General features: G+C 72.5%; 17 protein-coding genes. 12 read left to right on the top strand and 5 right to left on the bottom strand.

The window, feature by feature from the left end:
* Positions 1 to 13: 13 nt before the first annotated feature.
* The gene (locus ABZ016_RS08570) at positions 14 to 1066 is read right to left on the bottom strand and encodes a carbohydrate kinase family protein (protein ID WP_356915784.1); all 1053 of its coding nucleotides are present in this window, start codon (positions 1064 to 1066) and stop codon (positions 14 to 16) included.
* 147 nt (positions 1067 to 1213) lie between these two features.
* Here ABZ016_RS08570 and ABZ016_RS08565 point away from each other — a divergent pair, with 147 nt between their 5' ends.
* The 5 genes from ABZ016_RS08565 (at position 1214) to ABZ016_RS08545 (ending at position 8870) form a co-directional block, all read left to right on the top strand.
* Positions 1214 to 1978, top strand: a complete 765-nt coding sequence (locus tag ABZ016_RS08565) for a DeoR/GlpR family DNA-binding transcription regulator (protein WP_356915944.1) — start codon at positions 1214 to 1216, stop codon at positions 1976 to 1978.
* 190 nt (positions 1979 to 2168) lie between these two features.
* Entirely contained in the window at positions 2169 to 3506 is a 1338-nt protein-coding gene (locus ABZ016_RS08560; RefSeq protein ID WP_356915783.1) for a 6-phospho-beta-glucosidase, read from the top strand.
* 55 nt (positions 3507 to 3561) lie between these two features.
* Complete coding sequence (locus ABZ016_RS08555; protein ID WP_356915782.1) at positions 3562 to 6603, top strand: glycoside hydrolase family 38 C-terminal domain-containing protein; 3042 nt, start codon at positions 3562 to 3564, stop codon at positions 6601 to 6603.
* Between the two features lie 3 nt (positions 6604 to 6606).
* Positions 6607 to 7857, top strand: coding sequence for an alpha-L-fucosidase (locus tag ABZ016_RS08550; protein ID WP_356915781.1), 1251 nt, complete (start codon positions 6607 to 6609; stop codon positions 7855 to 7857).
* A gap of 143 nt (positions 7858 to 8000) precedes the next feature.
* Positions 8001 to 8870, top strand: coding sequence for a sulfotransferase (locus tag ABZ016_RS08545; RefSeq protein ID WP_356915780.1), 870 nt, complete (start codon positions 8001 to 8003; stop codon positions 8868 to 8870).
* Positions 8871 to 8894: 24 nt separating this feature from the next.
* Here ABZ016_RS08545 and ABZ016_RS08540 read toward each other — a convergent pair whose 3' ends face one another.
* Positions 8895 to 10022: an ATP-grasp domain-containing protein gene (locus tag ABZ016_RS08540; protein ID WP_356915779.1), complete on the bottom strand. Its 1128-nt coding sequence runs from the start codon at positions 10020 to 10022 to the stop codon at positions 8895 to 8897.
* A 261-nt stretch (positions 10023 to 10283) separates the two neighbouring features.
* Between ABZ016_RS08540 and ABZ016_RS08535 the strand changes: the two genes are divergently transcribed.
* Positions 10284 to 11144 (top strand): metallophosphoesterase, encoded by an 861-nt coding sequence (locus ABZ016_RS08535; RefSeq protein WP_356915778.1) that lies wholly within the window; start codon positions 10284 to 10286, stop codon positions 11142 to 11144.
* Entirely contained in the window at positions 11141 to 11800 is a 660-nt protein-coding gene (locus tag ABZ016_RS08530) for a 4'-phosphopantetheinyl transferase superfamily protein (protein ID WP_356915777.1), read from the top strand. The genes ABZ016_RS08535 and ABZ016_RS08530 overlap by 4 nt, the downstream gene beginning before the upstream one ends.
* A 106-nt stretch (positions 11801 to 11906) precedes the next feature.
* Here ABZ016_RS08530 and ABZ016_RS08525 read toward each other — a convergent pair whose 3' ends face one another.
* From ABZ016_RS08525 to ABZ016_RS08515, 3 genes are all read right to left on the bottom strand, one after another.
* On the bottom strand, positions 11907 to 12149 hold the full coding sequence (locus ABZ016_RS08525; RefSeq protein WP_356915776.1) for a hypothetical protein: 243 nt from the start codon (positions 12147 to 12149) through the stop codon (positions 11907 to 11909).
* Between the two features lie 173 nt (positions 12150 to 12322).
* The gene (locus tag ABZ016_RS08520; protein WP_356915943.1) at positions 12323 to 12853 is read right to left on the bottom strand and encodes a toxin-antitoxin system, toxin component; all 531 of its coding nucleotides are present in this window, start codon (positions 12851 to 12853) and stop codon (positions 12323 to 12325) included.
* Positions 12854 to 12885: 32 nt separating this feature from the next.
* Positions 12886 to 13545 carry a helix-turn-helix transcriptional regulator gene (locus ABZ016_RS08515; RefSeq protein ID WP_356915942.1) on the bottom strand — a complete coding sequence of 220 codons (660 nt, stop codon included), beginning with the start codon at positions 13543 to 13545 and terminating at the stop codon, positions 12886 to 12888.
* 238 nt (positions 13546 to 13783) lie between these two features.
* Here ABZ016_RS08515 and ABZ016_RS08510 point away from each other — a divergent pair, with 238 nt between their 5' ends.
* The 5 genes from ABZ016_RS08510 to ABZ016_RS08490 all read left to right on the top strand — a co-directional run bounded on the left by ABZ016_RS08510 (position 13784) and on the right by ABZ016_RS08490 (position 18217).
* Positions 13784 to 14443 carry a hypothetical protein gene (locus ABZ016_RS08510; RefSeq protein ID WP_356915775.1) on the top strand — a complete coding sequence of 220 codons (660 nt, stop codon included), beginning with the start codon at positions 13784 to 13786 and terminating at the stop codon, positions 14441 to 14443.
* An 82-nt stretch (positions 14444 to 14525) separates the two neighbouring features.
* Entirely contained in the window at positions 14526 to 15680 is a 1155-nt protein-coding gene (locus ABZ016_RS08505) for an FAD-binding oxidoreductase (protein WP_356915774.1), read from the top strand.
* Positions 15677 to 15976, top strand: a complete 300-nt coding sequence (locus tag ABZ016_RS08500) for a (2Fe-2S)-binding protein (protein WP_356915773.1) — start codon at positions 15677 to 15679, stop codon at positions 15974 to 15976. The genes ABZ016_RS08505 and ABZ016_RS08500 overlap by 4 nt, the downstream gene beginning before the upstream one ends.
* Positions 15966 to 17330 (top strand): FAD-dependent oxidoreductase, encoded by a 1365-nt coding sequence (locus ABZ016_RS08495; protein WP_356915772.1) that lies wholly within the window; start codon positions 15966 to 15968, stop codon positions 17328 to 17330. Before ABZ016_RS08500 ends, ABZ016_RS08495 begins: the two co-directional genes overlap by 11 nt.
* A complete protein-coding gene (locus ABZ016_RS08490) occupies positions 17327 to 18217 on the top strand; it encodes a dihydrodipicolinate synthase family protein (protein ID WP_356915771.1) in 891 nt (296 codons plus the stop codon). Before ABZ016_RS08495 ends, ABZ016_RS08490 begins: the two co-directional genes overlap by 4 nt.
* Position 18218: the final 1 nt, after the last annotated feature.

Below are 18218 nucleotides of genomic sequence, written 5' to 3'. Positions count from 1 at the left end.
GGGGTTTCGAGGGTCAGTGCCGCCGTTCGGAGGCGCGTGGGCCGACGGACGTGTGAGGGGCCGGCGGGGTGACGGGGGCGTGGGCGAGGGCCGGCCCGGGGTCCTCCGGGAGCCGGTGGGCCAGGAAGCCGTAGGCCCGCTTCAGTTCGGGGTCGGTCAGGGTGCGCCACCAGCGGTCGACGCCGTACCAGCCGGGGGCCGCGAGGGCCCCGCCGTGGTGGGCGACGGACAGTCCGGCCGCGAGCACCGCGAACCGCAGCCGTTCCGCGAGCGGCCAGCCGCCGAGCGAGGCGGTGACGAACGCGGCGCCGAAGACGTCCCCGGCACCCGTCGCGTCGAGCACGTCGACATCGAGGGCGGGAACGTCCGCGTACTCGCCGGTGATCTGGTCGACGGCGAGGGCGCCGTCCCCGCCCCGCGTCACCACCGCGACCGGCACCAGCTCGGAGAGGATCCCGAGCGCGGCCACGGCGCTGTCCGTGCGGGTGTAGGCCATGGCCTCCGCCTCGTTGGGGAGGAAGGCGTGGCAGAGGGCGAGCTGCTCCAGGAGGGCCTTCGACCACTCCTGCGTGGGGTCCCAGCCGACGTCGGCGTAGACCTGGGTGCCGTTCGCGGCGGCCTTGGCGAGCCATTCGCGCGGTTCCGCCTCCAGGTGCACCAAAGCGGTACGCGCCCCGGGCGGGTCGCCCATCAGCACGTCCTGCGAGAACGGCGGCTCCTGGCCGTGGGTGAGCAGGGCCCGGTCGTGGCCGTAGGCGACGGAGACGGTGACCGGGGTCGGCCAGTCGTCCGCCGTACGGGAGAGCGAGAGGTCGACGCCCTCCTGGTCGCACAGGACGTCCCGGCAGTGCTCGCCGTAGAAGTCGTCGCCGAATACCGTGGCCAGTGAGGTCCTGAGGCCGAAGCGGGAAGCGGCCACCGCGAGGTTCGCGATGCCGCCGGGGCCGCAGCCCATGCCCCGGGTCCAGATCTCCTCGCCGGGTGTCGGCGGCTTCCCGAGCCCGGTGAGGACGAGGTCGTAGAAGAGCAGCCCGGTCAGCAGCACATCGGGCCGGTCGTCGTCCACGGAGGTGTCCTCTCGCTCGAGTTTGACGGAGATCGTCAAAACTCTTCATTTCTGTGACCGGAATCGTGCGCTGCTCCGAGAGATTGGTCAATACCCGAGCAGAACTGAGCATGGAAATGATTGAAGATGACGAGTAGTGTTCCCGCCGTGCTGGCAGAACGACGACACCAACTGATCCTGCGGGCCCTGCGCTCCGGCGGCCCCGCGGCTGTGACCGACCTCTCCGAGCAGCTGGGCGTGAGCCCGGCCACCATCAGGCGTGACCTGGTGAAACTCGAGGAGGACGGCCTTCTGACGCGTGTCCACGGCGGCGCCGTGGTGGAGGAGGGCGACCAGCCCTTCGCCGAGGTCGCCGAGGTGCGGGTGTCCGAGAAGGACGCCATAGCCGAACGTGCCGCCGAGATGATCAGGGACGGCCAGTCGGTGCTGCTGGACATCGGGACGACGGCCTACCGCCTGGCCCGTCAGCTGCACGGCCGCCGCCTCACGGTGATCACCAGCAACCTGGTGGTCTACGAGGAGCTCGCCGACGACGAGGGCATCGAGCTGGTCCTGCTCGGCGGCATGGTCCGCCGCGAGTACCGCTCCCTCGTCGGTTTCCTCACCGAGGACAACCTGCGCCAGCTGCATGCCGACTGGCTCTTCCTCGGCACCAGCGGGGTACGCCCCGGCGGCCAGGTCATGGACACCACCGTCGTGGAGGTTCCGGTCAAACGCGCCATGATCAACGCGAGCGAGAAGGTGGTCCTGCTCGCCGACGCGGCGAAGTTCCCCGGCCACGGCATGGCCAAGGTCTGCGGTCCCGAGGACCTGGACGCGGTGGTGACGAACGAGCCGGTCGACCCGGCGACGCGGGCCTCCTTCACGGAAGCGGGCGTCGAGCTCGTCGTGGCGGGAAGGGTGCGGACATGAACCCTCCTCCGGCCGGGGCGCGGGGAGCGCCGGCGCGGGCCGCCCCGCCGCTCGGCGCCCAGCAGCGTCCCACACCCTCGACACCACCCGGGCCGGAACCGGCCCCGGGTCCTGGAGCACGTTCAAGGAGGTGGCGCGTGCCCGCTTCCCGCCGCGCGCCGCGCGCACCCTTCCGAATCGGAGGAACCCGGTGAAGCTGACGATTCTGGGCGGCGGAGGTTTCCGCGTGCCGCTGGTGTACGGAGCACTCCTCCAGGACCACGCCGAGGGCCGGGTGACGCATGTCGTCCTGCACGATCTGGACGCCGGGAGGCTGTCCGCGGTGACGCGTGTGCTCGCCGAGCAGGCGGCCGGTGTCCCCGACGCGCCCGAGGTCACCGCCACCACCGACCTCGACGAGGCCCTGCGGGGCGCCGACTTCGTCTTCTCCGCGATCCGCGTCGGCGGCCTCCAGGGCCGTGCGGACGACGAGCGGGTGGCCCTGGCCGAGGGCGTGCTGGGCCAGGAGACGGTCGGCGCCGGCGGCATCGCCTACGGCCTGCGCACCGTCCCGGTCGCCGTCGACATCGCCCGGCGCGTGGCCCGGCTCGCGCCCGACGCCTGGGTCATCAACTTCACCAACCCGGCCGGCCTGGTCACCGAGGCCATGTCCCGCCACCTCGGCGACCGTGTCATCGGCATCTGCGACTCCCCGGTCGGCCTCGGCCGCCGCATCGCCCGGGTGCTCGGCGCGAACCCGAAAGAGGCGTGGATCGACTACGTCGGCCTCAACCACCTCGGCTGGGTGCGCGGCCTGCGCGTCGCCGGCCGTGACGAGCTCCCGCGCCTGCTCGCCGACCCCGACCTGCTCGGCTCCTTCGAGGAGGGCAAGCTCTTCGGCGTCGACTGGCTGCGCTCCCTGGGCGCGATCCCCAACGAGTACCTGCACTACTACTACTTCAACCGGGAAGCCGTCCGCGCCTACCAGCAGGCCGAGAAGACCCGCGGTGCCTTCCTGCACGACCAGCAGGCCCGCTTCTACGCCGAGATGAGCAACCCGGGCGCCCCGGCCCTGAAGGTCTGGGACGACACCCGGGCCGAGCGCGAGGCCACCTACATGGCCGAGAACCGTGAGACCGCCGGTGCCGGCGAGCGCGACGAGGACGACCTGTCCGGCGGCTACGAGAAGGTCGCCCTCGCGCTGATGCGGGCCATCGCCCGGGACGAACGCACCACCCTGATCCTCAACGTCCGCAACCAGCGCACCCTGTCGGTCCTCGACACGGACGCCGTGATCGAGGTCCCCTGCCTCGTCGACGCCAACGGCGCCCACCCCGTCACCGTCGACCCGCTGCCCGGCCACGCCACCGGACTGGTCTGCGCGGTCAAGGCCGTCGAGCGCGAGGTGCTGGCCGCGGCCGAGTCCGGCTCCCGCACGACCGCCGTGAAGGCCTTCGCGCTGCACCCGCTGGTCGACTCCGTCAACGTGGCCCACCGGCTGGTCGAGGGCTACACCGAGGTCCACCCCGGGCTGGCGTACCTTAGGTGAACGCCGATCGGTAAGCGCTTTCCCTCTCGCTCTTCCCGCTTCCTGGAGACTCTTCATGCACGACGAACGCCGCCGGATCGAAGAGCGCGTACAGCGCCTCCACGACCAGCGCATCAAGACCGCGATCTACGCGGCCACCGTCCCCTTCGAGGTCGAGGCGTGGCAGGCTCCCGGAGAGCCGGTGCCCTTCGAGGAGGCGGCGGCGGCTCCCTACGAGCCCTTCGCGATGGGCACCCCGTGGGGCCCGCCCTGGGGCACCACCTGGTTCCGCATGCGCGGCCGGGTGCCCGAGGACTGGGCCGGCCGGCGCGTCGAGGCCATCATCGACCTCGGCTTCGTCGGCGACTGGCCGGGCAACCAGGCCGAGGCGCTGGTGCACCTCACGGACGGCACCCCGCTGAAGGCCGTCAACCCGCTCAACCAGTACGTGGCGATCGCCAACCCGGCGGCGGGCGGGGAGACGGTCGACTACCTGGTCGAGGCCGCCTCCAACCCCGACATCCTCGCGGACAACTTCTCGAGGACCACGCACCTCGGCGACAAGCTCACCGCGGGCGACAAGCCCCTCTACACCTTCCGCGCCGCCGACATCGCCGTCCTCGACGAGCAGGTCTGGCACCTCGACCTCGACGTCCAGGTGCTGCGCGAACTGATGCTGGAGCTCGGCGAGCACGACCCGCGCCGGCACGAGATCGCGCACGCCCTCGACCGGGCGATGGACCTGCTCGACCTGGACGACGTCTCCGGCTCCGCCCCCGCCGTGCGCGAGGCGCTCGAGCCCGTCCTGTCCCGCCCCGCGCACGCCAGCGCGCACACCGTCTCCGGTGTGGGGCACGCCCACATCGACTCCGCCTGGCTCTGGCCGATCCGTGAGACCAAGCGCAAGACCTCCCGCACGTTCTCCAACGTCACGTCCCTGGCCGACGAGTACGACGACTTCATCTTCGCCTGCTCCCAGGCCCAGCAGTACGAGTGGGTGCGCGACAACTACCCCAAGGTGTGGGCGCGCATCCAGGAGTCGGTCAAGAAGGGCCAGTGGGCGCCGGTCGGCGGCATGTGGGTCGAGTCCGACGGCAACCTGCCCGGCGGCGAGGCCGTCGCCCGCCAGTTCGTCCACGGCAAGCGGTTCTTCATCGACCACTTCGGCATCGAGACCAAGGGAGTGTGGCTGCCGGACTCCTTCGGCTACAACGCGGCCTACCCGCAGATCGCCAAGCTCGCCGGCAACGAGTGGTTCCTCACCCAGAAGATCTCCTGGAACCAGACCAACAGGTTCCCCCACCACACCTTCTGGTGGGAGGGCATCGACGGCACCCGCATCTTCACCCACTTCCCGCCGGTCGACACCTACAACGCCCGCTTCAGCGGCGAGGAGATGTCCCGCGCGGTCCGCAACTACCAGGAGAAGGGCGGCGCCACCCGCTCCCTCGCGCCCTTCGGCTGGGGCGACGGCGGCGGCGGCCCCACCCGCGAGATCATGGAACGCGCCCGCCGGCTGGCCGACCTGGAGGGCTCCGCGAAGGTCGTCGTCGAACACCCCGACGAGTTCTTCGCCAAGGCCCGCGAGGAGTACCCGGACGCGCCCGTCTGGGTCGGCGAGCTCTACCTGGAGCTGCACCGGGCCACCTACACCTCCCAGGCCCGCACCAAGCAGGGCAACCGCCGCTCCGAGCACCTGCTGCGCGAGGCGGAGCTGTGGGCGACCACGGCCGCCCTGCACGCGCCGGGCTACGCGTACCCGTACGAGAAGCTCGACCGGCTCTGGAAGACGGTGCTGCTGCACCAGTTCCACGACATCCTGCCCGGCTCCTCCATCGCCTGGGTGCACCGCGAGGCCGAGGCCGAGTACGCCCGTGTCGCGCAGGAGCTCCACGCGCTGACCGCCGAGGCGGTCTCCGCACTCGGCGCCGGCGGGCCCCGCGTCTTCAACACCAGCCCTTACGGCCGTGCCGAAGTGGTCCGCACCGGCGACGGCGCACCGGTGTTCGTAGAGGTGCCCGCGAGCGGCTCCGCGCCCCTCGCCGACGCCCGGCCCCCGCAGCCGGTGACGGTGGACGGCCGGGTCCTCGACAACGGGCTGGTCCGTGTCGATGTCGCCGCGGACGGCACCCTGTCCTCCGTCCGCGACCTGCGCGCCGACCGCGAGGTCCTGGCCGAGCCGGGCAACCTGCTCCGCCTGCACACCGACCTGCCCAACTACTGGGACGCCTGGGACATCGACAAGCATTACAAGAACCGCTACACGGACCTCCTCGACACCTCGTCCGTCACGGTCGTCGAGCAGGACCCGCTGATCGGCGCGGTCCGCGTCGAGCGGGAGTTCGGCAAGGGCTCCAGGATCACCCAGACGATCACGGTCCGCGCCGGCAGCCCCCGGATCGACATCGAGACGGACATCGACTGGCACGAGAGCGAGAAGATCCTCAAGGCGGCCTTCCCGGTCGACATCCGCGCCCCGCACTCCTCCGCCGAGATCCAGTTCGGCCACATCCAGCGCCCCACCCACACCAACACCAGCTGGGAGGCGGCCCGCTTCGAGGTCTCCGGCCACCGCTGGGTGCACATCGGCGAGCCCGGCTACGGCGTCGCCGTCATCAACGACTCCACGTACGGCCACGACGTCTCCCGCACGGTCCGCGAGGACGGCGGCACCACGACCACCGTCCGCCTCAGCCTGGTCCGCGCCCCGCGCATCCCGGACCCCGAGGCCGACCAGGGCCGCCACCGCTTCACCTACGCGCTGCTGCCCGGCGCGACCATCGAGGACGCGGTCGCCGAGGGCTACGCGCTCAACCTCCCGCTCCGGACGGCCGAAGCGGCGGGCGCGCCCGCGCCCGTCGTCTCCGTCGAGGGAGAGGGCGTGACCGTGGAGGCGGTCAAGCTCGCCGACGACACCTCCGGCGACGTGGTCGTACGACTCTACGAGTCCCGCGGCGGCCGGGCGACCGGCGTCCTGCGCACCGGCTTCCCGCTCGCGGGCGCGCAGATCACCGACCTGCTGGAACGACCGCTCGAGGACGCGGTCGTCGCCGACGGCGGTGTCCCCGTCACCCTGCGGCCCTTCCAGATCCTGACGCTGCGTCTGCGCAGGGGCTGACCCATGGCCATGCAACCGTGGTTCGAGGACGCCAAGCTGGGGATCTTCATCCACTGGGGCGTCTACGCCGTCGACGGCGTGCAGGAGTCCTGGTCGTTCTACGACGACATCGTCCCCTACGACCGGTACATGTCCCAGCTCGACCGCTTCACGGCATCCCGCTACGACCCGCGCGACTGGGCGAAGCTCTTCGCGCGGGCCGGCGCCCGGTACGCTGTACTGACCAGCCGCCACCACGACGGCGTCGCCCTGTGGGACACCGCCCACGGCGACCTGAACGTGGGCCGGGACCTGATCGCCGGCTACGCCGAGGCCCTGCGCGAACAGGGCCTCAAGGTCGGCCTCTACTACTCGCACTCGGACTGGAGCCACCCCGACTACGCCTCCACCCGCAAACCCGGCCGCCCCCCGGAGCTGGAGGACAACCGCTACTCGGAGGTCGCGGCCGAGGACGAGGACCTCGATGCCTGGGAGAGGTTCCTCGCCTATCGCGACGGCCAGATCCGCGAACTCACCTCCCGTTACAAGCCGGATCTGATGTGGTTCGACGGCGAGTGGGACCGCAGCGAGGAGCAGTGGCGCATCCGCGAGCTGGCCGCGCTGATCCGCTCCGAGGTCCCCGACGTCGTCTTCAACGCCCGCATGCTCAGCGAGGGCGACTACGCCACACCCGAACAGGGCGCCCCCGTCCTGCCGCCCGAGGGCCCGTGGGAGCTGTGCCTGACCATCAACGACTCCTGGGGCCACCAGCACCACGACCACAACCACAAGTCGGTCGACCAGCTGATCCGCTACTTCACCGAGACCATCGGCGGGGGAGGCAACCTGCTCCTGAGCGTCGGCCCGCGCGAGGACGGCACGATCCCGGCCGAACAGGCGGAGCGGCTGCACGGGCTCGGCGACTGGATCGCCCGGCACGCGGAGGCGGTGTACGGCACGGTACGGGGACTCCCGCCGGGCCACCACTACGGCCCGAGCACCCTGTCCAAGGACCGCCGCACCCTCTACCTCGTGCTCTTCGACGCCCCGCGCGCCGAGATCAACGTCCGCGGCCTGCTGAGCAAGGTCCGCCGGGTCTCGGTCCTCGGCAGCGGCACGGAGCTGGGCCACCGCGTCACCGGCGGCCTCCACGAGACACCCGGCATCCTCTGGATCGACCCTCCGGCGGCGCCGGACCTCGACCCGCACGCCACGGTCCTGGCCGTCGAACTGGAAGGGGAGCTGGAGCTGTACCGCGGAGCCGGACGGTTCTGACGAAAGTTTAAGAAAGCGGTAAGCGGCCTGCTCACAGGCGGTATGTGGACGCCCGTGAGCAGGCCGGTTCGCCTTCCCGACACCTTCGGTTCGCCCGGCCCCCCTGGGATGCGGAACGCACAACGCGAACGAAAGGTGTCACCGTGCGAGACCCGCGTATGGCTGCGATCGGCAAGGGACTGAAGCGTCGCGGAAGGCTGGTGATGCAGGCGGTCAGTCCACCGCGCCGGGACCTCGACGCCATTCCGGCCCCCCGCCCGGCCGCCGACACCTACACCGCCCCGCTCGCCCCCCGGCTGGTGGACTCGCCGGTCTTCGTCCTGTCGTCGGTGCGCTCCGGCTCGACCCTGCTGCGCGTCCTGCTCAACAGCCACAGCCGCATCCGCGCCCCGCACGAGATGCACCTGCGCACCGTGCACGTCAACCTGTCCCGCGACTTCACCGCGGAGGCCATGCGGGCCCTCCATCTCGACAAGGACGAGCTGGAACACGTGCTGTGGGACCGGGTGCTGCACCTGGAACTCACCCGCAGCGGCAAGGACGTCATCGTCGACAAGACCCCGCCGAACACCCTCATCTGGCCCCGGCTGCGCCGATGTTGGCCGAACGCCCGCTACATCCTGCTGCTCCGCCACCCCGGCGCGGTCGTCGCGTCCCTCACCGCCCGCCGCACCGATCCGGATCAGGAGGCGGTGCGTGCCGAGGTCCTCGACTACAGCGAGAAGCTGGAGGAGGCCCGCCGGCACCTCGACCCCCACGTGATGACGTACGAGGAGCTCACCGCCGAGCCGGAGCGGGCCACCCGGGACGTCTGCGAGTACCTCGGCCTCCCCTGGGAGCCCGGGATGCTCGACTACGGCAGCAAGGACCACGGCACGTTCCGCCCCCAGCTCGGCGACTGGTCCAGCACCATCAAGTCCGGCCGCATCCAGCCGGCCCGCACCGCCGCCCCGGACGTCGAACTGCCCCCACGCCTCAGGGAACTGGCCCGGGCGTGGGGGTACGCCGCCTAGCGAAGCGACGCCACGGACACGGTGCTAGAGCCGCACGGCCTCGACCGCGCCCCGCACGGCGGCCCCGACGGAGTCGACCGGCATCGCCGGCAGCGGCTCCGCCGGCTCCGGGCGCTGCTGCGGCAGTGACACCGGCCGCAGCGGACGCGGCCCGGACACCACCGTGTAGTCCTGGCCGAGGAACGGCGGCGTCATGTCGCCCGGATCCTCGCCGAGCGCCAGCTGCACTGCGGCCCAGGGCGCGTTGACGCCGCACAGCGCCAGCTGGTGCAGGCCGCCGGCCGGGCGGGTGTTGACGTCCATGAGGACCGGCCGGTCGCCGAACATCCGGAACTGGATGTTGGACAGGTAGTGCAGACCGAAGTCCTCCGCGATCCGCCGGGCCGGCTCCAGCCACTGCTCGTGCAGCGTGAAGCCCCGGCGGCGGCCGTTCTTGGTACGACCCACGGCCAGCCGGATCCGGCCGTCCGGACCGGTCAGGCAGTCCACCGACACCTCGGGCTGCTCCAGGCGCGGCATCACCAGCCAGTCGACCGGTTCCTCGGCCTGCCGCAGCGCCTCCAGTACCAGGTCGAGCGGTACGTACGGGCTGGGGAACCCGCTCAGCTGCGTCAGCGAGAACGGCGTACGCGTGATCACGCGGAAGCCCACCCCGCCCGCACCGGACGCCGGCTTGAAGCACGCCCTGTGCCCGTCGGCCTCCAGCTTCTCGACAGCGGCGAGAAGTTCGTCACTCGATCGCACCCGGTACCACGGTGGCACCGGCACGCCGATCGCCTGCACCGCCTCGTAGGCGATCACCTTGTCGTGGAAGACGGCCACCGCCTCGGGCGGCGGTGCCAGCAGCGCCGTACCGGCCGCCTCGAACTCGGCGCGGTGGGCCACGATCGCCGACTGGTGCAGCCGGGGCACGAACACGTCGACTCCGCGCCGCGCGCACTGGTCCAGCGCGTACTCGACGTACCCGGCCGGGGACAGGCCCTCGGGCTCCAGCTCGGCGGTGTCGGCGGAGGCCAGTACGGGGGAGTCGGGGTCGCCGTGGGTGGCGTGGATCTCGACGGCCCGGTCGCTGGGATTTCTCCGCAGCTGATCCATGAAGAACACGTTCTCCGCGTACGTGCGGTTGAGCCAGACGCGTACGCGAGAGACCATGCAGGCCGCCTTTCACGGTTCGCGGGCAGGGCTGAGCAGCCCGTGCCCGGGCAGGAGGAATGGAGGGTCACCAAACCGCCCCTGTAAAAGGGAAGTTCGTTGCGGTGGTGGTGGGGCAGATCATACGGCCTCACAGGCCCGTCTCGTGCATCGTGGGTGTTACGGATTTCGGGGGCTGCCCCCGTGGGGTCGCCTTGTTCCCGGCCCCGGGATGTGATCTCGTGGGGGCGTTCGCGTAAGCGCGCGCGGAGGGGGCGAGAGGTGACGTCGACGGCCGGTGGTGCCGGACAACTGCTGGCCATCAGCGATCTGCACATCGGCTACCCGGAGAACCGCGAGCTCGTCGAGCGGATGCGGCCCGCGACGGACGACGACTGGCTCCTCGTGGCCGGTGACGTCGCGGAGACCGTGGCCGACATCCGCTGGACGCTCAAGACCCTCGCGGGCCGCTTCCGCAAGGTCGTCTGGGTACCCGGCAACCACGAGCTGTGGACCCATCCGAGCGACTCCGTCACGCTGCGCGGCGTCGCCCGGTACGACCACCTGGTCGAGCTGTGCCGGGAACTCGGCGTGGCGACACCGGAGGACCCCTACCCCGTCTGGGACGGCCCCGGCGGCCCCGTGGCCGTCGCCCCGCTGTTCACGCTCTACGACTACTCGTTCCTGCCGGCCGGGTGCGCCACCAAGGAGCAGGGCCTGGAGTACGCCCACGGCACGGGCATCGTCTGCACCGACGAGTACCTGCTGCACCCCGACCCGTATCCGAGCAGGGAGGCCTGGTGCCGGGCCCGGGTCGCCGAGACCGAGCGCAGACTCGCCGAACTGCCCGCGGACCTGCCCGTGATCCCGGTCAACCACTACCCGCTGGACCGGCATCCCATGGACGTCCTGTGGCACCCCGAGTTCGCCATGTGGTGCGGCACGGACCTGACCGCCGACTGGCACCGCAGGTTCCGGGTCCACACCATGGTCTACGGCCATCTGCACATCCCCCGCACCACCTGGCACGAGGGCGTGCGCTTCGAGGAGGTGTCGGTGGGCTACCCCCGCGAGTGGCGCAAGAGGTCCGGGGATCCGGGACGGCTGCGGCGCATCCTGCCGAGGGAGGACGAGGAGCAGTGATCGAGGAACTGCTGCCGCAGACCGTGGTCACCGTCGAGGCGTTCGACCACGACGGCGCGGACGCACCCCTCTTCCCCGAGGAGGCGGCGCTCGTGGCGCGGGCGGTCGAGAAGCGCCGCCGGGAGTTCGCCGTCGTCCGCTCCTGCGCCCGCCGTGCCATGGAGAAGCTCGGCGTGCCGCCGCAGCCGATCCTGCCCGGGGAGCGCGGCGCCCCGGGCTGGCCGCCCGGGCTGGCCGGCAGCATGACCCACTGCGACGGCTACTGCGCCGCCGCGCTGGTCCGTGCCGCCGACCTGGCCTCCGTGGGCATCGACGCCGAGACCCACGGTCCGCTGCCCGAGGGCGTCCTGCCCTCGGTCTCCCTGCCGTCGGAGGCGGAGCGCCTGCGCCGGCTCGAGGCCCGGCGCCCCGACGTCCACTGGGACCGGTTGCTGTTCAGCGCGAAGGAGTCCGTCTACAAGGCGTGGTTCCCCCTCACCGGGAAGTGGCTGGACTTCATGGAAGCCGACATCGAGCTCACCGAGGACGGCGGCTTCCGCGCTGCGCTCCTCGTCCCCGGGCCGCTGGTCGGCGGCCGCCGCCTCGACCACTTCGACGGCCGCTGGACCGTGGAGCGGGGCCTGGTCTCGACAGCGGTCGCCGTACCGCACGACTGAGCGCGCTCCGCCGCGCCCCCGAGGGGCGCGGGGAACTGCGCGAACGGCCACGGACGAGCCGCGGACGGACAACCACCCGCAGCACCCGAGTTCGCTCCGTACCGGCTCAGGGCCCCGGCTCAGGACACCAGCTCTGCAACAGCCGGAAGAACGCCTCCTCGTTGCCGGTCAGGCCCGCCTGCTCCAGGGCCGCTTCCGCCTCGGCGAGGACGGCGGGCGGGACGACCGGCGGCCGCCTGGAGCCGGACGGGCCGGTCTCCAGGTCGAAGGAGGCCCGGACCGTGTGCAGCAGGCGCAGATAGGCCTGGACGGCGGTGCGTTCACGGTCGGTCAGTACGGCGGTGGGCATCGGTCGGCTCTCCCCGTGTCGGCGTCATCGGTCCCGCGCCTCGCGGCGCGCACGCCCCCGCACAGAGAAGGCGCACCCCCAGCTTGCCGCCCACCACTGACAATCCGGCCCCGGCGCCCTGCGGTTCGCCCGCTCGGCGCACAGGCGACGGCACGTCAGCCCTGCGAGCGCCCTCAGCCCTGAGGCCCCGGATACCCCAGCGACGCCTCGATCCGCCCCGCCAGATGGTCCCGCTGCACCGGGCCCCGCGACGCCGAACCCGCCAGCCACGCTCGGCACTTGCTGGCGAGCAGCAGGCCGAAGGTCTCGGCCTCCTTCTCGTCGTCCTGGTCGAAGCGGGTGCGGGCGGCGACCTTCAGGACGGTGGCCTGGAGATCGGCGTCCTCGTCGAGCAGCCGGGCCGCGACGGCGGCACCCTCGACGTGGTGGGAGCAGTGCCCGGCCTTCATGTGCCACAGCTCGTGACCCAGGATCACCAACTGGTGATCGGGAGCCGTGCGTTCCTCGATCACCACGAGGTCCTGCTCGGCCATGTCGAGCCACAGCCCGCTCGCGGTCCCGGGCGGGAAGGCGGCCGTACGGAAGCGGACGGGGCGGCCACGGCGTCTGCTCATGGCGTCGCACAGCGCGGCGTACAGCTCCTCGGGCCGCGCCGGCGCGGGAAGGGTCAGCTCCGCGACCAGCTCGCCGCACAGGCGGCGCATTTCCTTACCGATGCCCACAGTTCTCCCCACGGTCACGAATCGGGCCGCTTGACGCTCTCCAGGAGCATGTCCAGCCACTCCGCGACCTTGTCGCGGTGCTGGTCGGTGGGCAGCTGCGCGGCCCGCCAGGCGATGCCGCGCACGCCGTGGTCCTGCAGCAGCCGCTCCAGCGGATCGTCGGCCGCCGCGGCAGCCTGCCGCTCGCGCTCCGCGAGCTGCTGCAACAGCTCCTGCTCGATGTGCTGGAGGGCGCTCACGAGTGCCTCGGGGTCCTCGGCCGTGAGAAAACCGGCGTGTACCCGGAAGAACCGCTGGAGCGCGTCGCAGTGTTCCATGGTCGGCCGCCGGTCACCGTTGATGAGGGCGCCGGCCTGCTGCCGGGACATGCCCGCGCCGTCGGCGATCTCCTGCTGGGTGTACTTGCGGCCGTTGGGCTTGAGCCGGGTCCTGCGGAGCAGGTCCAGGCGCTGCAGGAACCGGGCCTGCACGTCGGGTTCGCCCGCGGGCCGACCGCTGAGCAGGACCTTGACCACGGGTTCCGGGACGCCGGACGCGGCGGACAGACGCCCGGTGTCGAAGACCTCGGCGTGCGGCACACCGAGCCGGTCGGTGAGTGCGGTGACACGGGCGACGACGGCCACTAGCACAGCCGTCGGCGTGGCGCCAGGATTCTCGACGAAGCCACCCGTCACCGACAGATCTCCTACGTCTCTCACAGGCTTCTCACAAGTGGATGCCGTGACCTACCCCGGCGTGAACTTCCCGGAGCGTAGCCGGTGCTTCGAACTCACATCCAGGTCTCGCCACAACTGTGGCCAATTTCAGCCGTCAACAGGCACGGAATGCCACGATAGTTGACACGCCTCAGCTCCGGGCAGCAGGATCGGGGCGCCGCGTCAAGGCCGCACAGGCAAGAGGGGTGACCTCCCGATGGCATTTCAGGCAGGAGGGCAGCGGCCGGCACCGCGGCCCGTCCCCGAGACTCCCGAAGTCCAGGCCTACCTGGAGGACTACGCCGCGTTCATGGAGGCCGTGGCCTCCCCTTCGCTCGTCGTCGACCACTGCTGGGACGTGGTGCTGACCAACAGCGCCTTCCGGTCCCTCTTCGGTGGCGTCGGCCCGCATCCGACGGCCATGCCGGGCGACAACTTCCTCAGGTTCGTGCTGTTCCACCCCGACGCACCCGCGGTGCTCGGCGAGCACGAGTCGAGCTGGTGCCTGCCGATGCTCGCGCACTTCGCGCGGACCGTGGAGAGCCACGGCCCCGACCACGGACTCCAGGCGATCCGCCGCGAGATCGCCCAGGACCCGATCATGGAGGCCGCCTACCGGCACGGCCTGCCGCACTGGATCCGCTCGGTCGGCGAGGCCGCCGTGGAGCAGGACGGCGCCGTACGGCCGCTGCTGCACCCGGACCCGCGCTGGGGAGCCACCGACTGCCGGATCGTCGCCGAGACGTCCAGGACACTCGACGAACTGGGATGCACCCGGCTCACGTTCGTCCTGCGCGAGTCCCGCCGCGCCCCCTCCCGGGACCGCCGCTCGCGTCGTACCGCCTCACATCTGAGGGTCGTCCCGGCGGTCGGCTGACCGCTCCGTACGTATGTCCGGACCGTGTCCGCCCCTTGTCCGCACCATTCCCATCCGGTGTGGTGTGTGACATAGTACCGCTGTGAGCGAGTCGCTGACCTGCGATGTCGTGGTGATCGGAGCCGGAGTGGTGGGCGCCGCCTGCGCCCTGTACGCGGCCCGCGCGGGCCTGGACACCGTCGTGGTGGACCGGGGTCCGGTGGCCGGCGGCACCACAGGCGCGGGGGAGGGGAACCTCCTCGTCTCCGACAAGGAACCCGGACCCGAGCTCGAACTGGCCCTGCTCTCCGCCCGGCTGTGGGCCGAACTGGCCCGGGACGGGCTGGCGAAGGCGGTCGAGTACGAGGCCAAGGGCGGTGTCGTCATCGCCGGCACCGACGCGGCACTGGCCGGGCTGGAGGAACTCGCCGCCGGGCAGCGCGCGGCGGGGGTCGAGGCGGCCCCGGTGCCGCCCGACCGGCTCCCCGATCTCGAGCCGTACCTGACGCCCGGCCTCGCGGGCGGCATGCACTACCCGCAGGACGCCCAGGTGATGCCCGCCCTCGCGGCGGCGCACCTGCTGCGCGCCTCGGGGGCACGGCTGCTCACCGGCCGGGAGGTGACCGGGGTGCTGACCGGCCCCGGCGGCGTGGTGCGCGGGGTGCGCACCGGCCGCGGTGACATCCACGCGCCGGCGGTCGTCAACGCGGCCGGTACATGGGGCGGCGAGGTGGCGGCCCGCGCCGGGGTGTCGCTGCCGGTGCTGCCCCGGCGCGGCTTCGTCCTGGTCACCGAGCCGCTGCCGCCGCGCGTCCGGCACAAGGTGTACGCCGCGGACTACGTGGCCGACGTCGCCAGCGACTCGGCGGGCCTGCAGACCTCTCCGGTCGTGGAGGGCACACCCGCCGGGCCGGTCCTGATCGGCGCCAGCCGCGAACGGGTCGGGTTCGACCGGACGGTGTCGCTCCCGGCCCTGCGGGCCCTCGCGGCCGGTGCGACACGGCTTTTCCCGTTCCTCGCCGGGATCCGGGCCATACGGACGTACGCCGGTTTCCGGCCGTACCTGCCGGACCACCTGCCGGCGATCGGCCCCGACCCCCGGGCGCCCGGCCTGCTGCACGCCTGCGGGCACGAGGGCGCGGGCATCGGGCTGGCCACCGGCACCGGGCACCTGATCGCCCAGGCGCTGACCGGCCGGACGCCCGACCTGGACCTCACACCGTTCCGGCCCGACCGCTTCCCCGAGGAGGCCGAGTGAATCCGCTGGAGCTCGCCCGCGCCAGGCCCGGCCCCGCCTTCACCGTCACCTTCGACGGGCGACCGGTCGAGGCCCTGCCCGGGCAGACGATCGCCGCCGTGCTGTGGGCCGCGGGCGTCACGTCCTGGCGCACCACCCGCGGCGAGGGCCGTCCGCGCGGGGTGTTCTGCGGGATCGGCGTCTGCTTCGACTGCCTGGTGACCGTCAACGACCGCACCGGCCGGCGGGCTTGTCTGGTGCCGGCACGGCCGGGGGACGTGATCCGCACGCAGGAGGGGACGGGCAGTGCGCACTGACCTCGCCGTGATCGGGGCCGGACCCGCCGGACTGGCCGCGTCCCTGGCGGCGTCCGCACGCGGCGTCGGGGTCGCCCTCGTGGACGGCGCGACGGAGACCGGCGGACAGTTCTACCGGCAGCCCGCCGCCGGACTCGGGGCCGGGCGGCCCGAGGCGCTGCACCACCGGTGGCGCACCTGGGAACGGCTGCGCGACGGACTCGCCGCCCGTGCCGTACGCGTGCTGACGGATCACCACGTGTGGTGCGTGGAACGGCGGACCGGCGGTTTCACCGTGCACGCGCTGCTCGGCCCCGAGCAGGAGGAGCCGGCCGAGGTGCACGCCGATGCCGTGCTCCTGGCCACCGGCGGCTACGAGCACGTCCTGCCCTTCCCCGGCTGGACCCTCCCCGGCGTCGTCACCGCCGGGGGTGCCCAGGCCATGCTCAAGGGCGGGCTCGTGGTGCCGGGGCGCCGGGCGGTCGTGGCCGGGACCGGGCCCTTGCTGCTGCCCGTGGCGACCGGACTCGCGGCAGCCGGCGTCGAGGTCGCCGCACTCGTCGAGTCCACCGGCCCGGGGCGCCTCGCCCGCCACGGCGCGGCCCTGGCCGGCAAACTCCCGGAGGGCGCCGCCTACGCCGCCCGGCTGCTGCGCCGGCGGGTGCCGTTCCTGGCCCGTCACACCGTCGTCCGCGCCCACGGCGACGACCGGCTGACCGGCGTCACGGTCGCCGCCCTCGACGCCGCCGGACGCGTCCGGTCCGGAAGCGAGCGGCACCTGCCCTGCGACACCCTGGCCATCGGCCACGGCATGCTCCCGCACACCGACCTGGCGGAGGGCCTCGGCTGCCGCCTCGACGGGCTCACGGTCGCCGTCGACACCGAGCAGCGCACCGACGTACCCGGCGTCTGGGCGGCCGGCGAGGCCACCGGCATCGGCGGCGCCGCCCTCGCCCTCGCCGAGGGACACATCGCCGGCTGCTCCGCCGCCGCCCGCCTCCGCGGCACCGAGCCCACCCCGGCCCCCGCCGCCCTCGAGGCCCGTACCGGACTCCGGAAGACGGCCGCCGCCCTCGAATCCGCCTACGCGCCGCCCGCGCACTGGCCCGAGCAGGTCACCGACGACACCGTCGTCTGCCGTTGCGAGGAGGTCACCGCCCGTGCCGTGCGCGACGCCCTGGACCTCGGAGCGGGCGACGCGCGCACCGTGAAACTGCTGACCCGTGCCGGGATGGGCTGGTGCCAGGGCCGGATGTGCGCCGTCGCGGTCGCGGGCCTCGCCGGATGCCCGCCCACCCCGACCAGAAGGCCGTTCGCCCGTCCCGTACCGCTCGGCGTCCTCGCCCGGCAACACCCCCAGGAGGGACTGTCATGACCGATCACCGCCCCTGGCGCGGCGTCCTCGTCGCCACCGCGCTCCCGCTGGACGACGACCTCGCCGTGAACTACGACAAGTACGCCGAGCACTGCGCCTGGCTGGTCGAGAACGGCTGCGACGGCGTCGTGCCGAACGGCTCCCTCGGCGAGTACCAGGTGCTCACCCCCGAGGAACGCGCCCGGGTCGTCGAAACGGCCGTCGCCGCGATCGGCGGGCAGCGGGTCATGCCCGGCGTCGCCGCGTACGGGTCGGCCGAGTCCCGGCGCTGGGCCGAGCAGGCGGGCGAGGCGGGCTGCCGGGCGGTGATGCTGCTGCCGCCGAACGCCTACCGCGCCGACGAGCGGTCCGTCGTCGCCCACTACGCCGCGGTCGCCGAGGCCGGCCTGCCGGTCGTCGCGTACAACAACCCGATCGACACCAAGGTCGACCTCGTGCCGGAACTGCTCGCCCGGCTGCACGGCGAGGGGCACATCCAGGGCGTGAAGGAGTTCTCCGGGGACGTCCGCCGGGCCTACCGGATCGCCGAACTCGCGCCGGAACTGGACCTGCTGATCGGCGCGGACGACGTCCTGCTGGAGCTGGCCGTCGCGGGTGCCAAGGGCTGGGTGGCGGGCTACCCGAACGCCCTGCCGCAGGCGTCGGTCGAGCTGTACCACGCGGCCGTCGACGGCGACCTCGACACCGCACGGTCCCTGTACCGGCAGTTGCATCCGCTGCTGCGGTGGGACTCACGGGTGGAGTTCGTCCAGGCCATCAAGCTGTCGATGGACATCGTCGGCCGACACGGCGGCCCGTGCCGCCCACCGCGGGTGCCGCTGCTGCCCGAGCAGGAAGCGGCGGTGCGGGCCGCCACGGAGAAGGCCGTAGCGGCCGGATTGGGGTAGG

It is taken from the genome of Streptomyces sp. NPDC006372 (genome assembly GCF_040612515.1).
In the GTDB taxonomy this organism is placed as follows: domain Bacteria; phylum Actinomycetota; class Actinomycetes; order Streptomycetales; family Streptomycetaceae; genus Streptomyces.
This window is presented reverse-complemented; position numbering and strand designations above follow the sequence as displayed.